Source organism: Nostoc sp. 2RC, assembly GCF_014222165.1.
Lineage (GTDB): Bacteria > Cyanobacteriota > Cyanobacteriia > Cyanobacteriales > Nostocaceae > Nostoc > Nostoc linckia.
This window is the reverse complement of record NZ_JACKZU010000667.1, coordinates 1-1,780: the sequence shown is the minus strand read 5'-3', so window position 1 is coordinate 1,780 and position 1,780 is coordinate 1. Positions and strand designations below refer to the sequence as shown.

1 protein-coding gene is annotated in these 1,780 nt (G+C 47.9%); it reads right to left on the bottom strand.

Going from position 1 to position 1,780, the window contains the following annotated elements; all coding sequences use genetic code 11:
• Positions 1–188: 188 nt before the first annotated feature.
• The gene (gene zwf / locus GNE10_RS34295; RefSeq protein ID WP_099068525.1) at positions 189–1,718 is read right to left on the bottom strand and encodes a glucose-6-phosphate dehydrogenase; all 1,530 of its coding nucleotides are present in this window, start codon (positions 1,716–1,718) and stop codon (positions 189–191) included.
• Positions 1,719–1,780 lie beyond the last annotated feature (62 nt).

The following is a 1,780-nucleotide window of genomic DNA, read 5'->3' as shown; positions in this document are numbered from 1 at the left end:
GGGGTTAGGGGTTAGGGGTTAGGAGTTAGGAGTTATGAGTTATGAGTTGTGAGTTAATAATTGTTAGCTTGTAACTTCTAACTTTTGGAAAGACTTGGATTAATCGCGTCTCTACTCCAAACTTTAAACTCTAAACTTCTAACTCCAAACTCCTAACTCCTAACTCTAAACTCCTAACTCCTAACTATTTACAGTCTGCGCCAGCGACGGCCATCCTGGTTAATTAGGAATTCGGCTTCGGCTGGTTCCCAAGTACCGGCTTCGTACTGGGGAATGGAGTTTGGGTCTGCGGGTGCATCCCAAACTGAAAGGGCTGGGGTTACTACTTGCCAAGCTGCTTCTACTTCGTCGGCGCGGGTGAATAATGTTTGATCCCCCATCATACAATCGAGGAAAAGGCGATCGTAGGCATCGGAAGTTGCTTGGATACCAAAGGAGCCGTAACTAAAATCCATATCCACAGAACGGGTGCGGAATTCTGCTCCTGGCATTTTCACGTCAAAGCGCAGGGAAATTCCTTCGTTGGGCTGAATCCGCATTGCCAAAATATTGGCGTTTCTCTGTTGCGCGGCGGATTGAAACATCCGAGAAGGAACGTCGCGGAAGTGGATGGAAATCTCACTGACTTTTTTCGGCATCCGCTTGCCAGTTCGCAGGTAGAAGGGAACACCTTGCCAGCGCCAGTTATCCACTAAAAACTTCATGGCCACATAGGTGGGTGTTGTGGATTTAGGATCGACACCTGGTTCTTCTCGATACCCCGGTACTGGTTGACCTTTCATCCAGCCAGCACTATATTGACCGCGCACTGCGGAACGCGAGAGATTGTGGACATCAGCTAAACGGGTAGCTTGCAATGCCTTAACTTTTTCAGTACGGATACTGTCGGCATCCATTGAGTTTGGTGCTTCCATTGCTGTCAAGCAGTAAAGTTGCATTAAGTGGTTTTGCAACATATCGCGGAGTGCGCCGGCGCTTTCATAGTAGCCAGCACGGTCTTCCACACCCACGGTTTCTGCCACAGTAATTTGCACGTGGTCAACAAATTGACGATTCCACAAGGGTTCAAAAATCGCATTGGCAAAGCGAAATACCAGCAAGTTTTGGACTGTTTCTTTACCCAAGTAGTGGTCAATGCGATAGACTTGATTTTCTTTACAAAATTTCTGTACCACTTGGTTGAGACTCTGGGCGGAAGCCAAGTCACGACCAAAGGGTTTTTCAATTACCAGACGATGTTTGTAGGCATCTTCTAGCATTCCAGCAGTTCCTAACTGCCTAATTGCTTCGGGAAAGAATGCTGGGGCTACGGAGAGGTAAAACATCCGATTGCCTCGCGTGCCGCGCTTTTCGTCTAATTCAGTTAATAGATTTTTCAGTTTTTGATAGCTTTCGGGCTTGTCGATATCCCCAGGACAGTAGAACAGACCTTGAGAAAAGTCTTGCCAGAGTTCTCCCAAATCCACATCGGGGTGTGCCTCTTCCATGCCCTTTTGCATCTGTTCGCGGAAGTATTCGTGGCTCCACTCTCGACGAGCCACACCAACGATGGTAATTTCAGGTGGAATGCGGCGTTCCCGCCGCAATTTGAAAAGTGCTGGCACTAGTTTGCGCCAGGTAAGATCACCGGAAGCGCCAAAGATAACTATAATTTGGGGTTCGGGCATCCCTTGTTGTTGCAGACCAACGCGCAAGGGGTTTTCTAGCAGACTAACCATAGAAGTTTTGGATTTTAGATTGGGTACTAGGATTGGGGAAAGGCAAAGGGGGAAAGGGGAAG

Excerpts from the sequence above, each read along its gene's own strand:
- zwf (WP_099068525.1), bottom strand. The coding sequence starts at position 1,718 with ATGGTTAGTCTGCTAGAAAACCCCTTGCGCGTTGGTCTGCAACAACAA.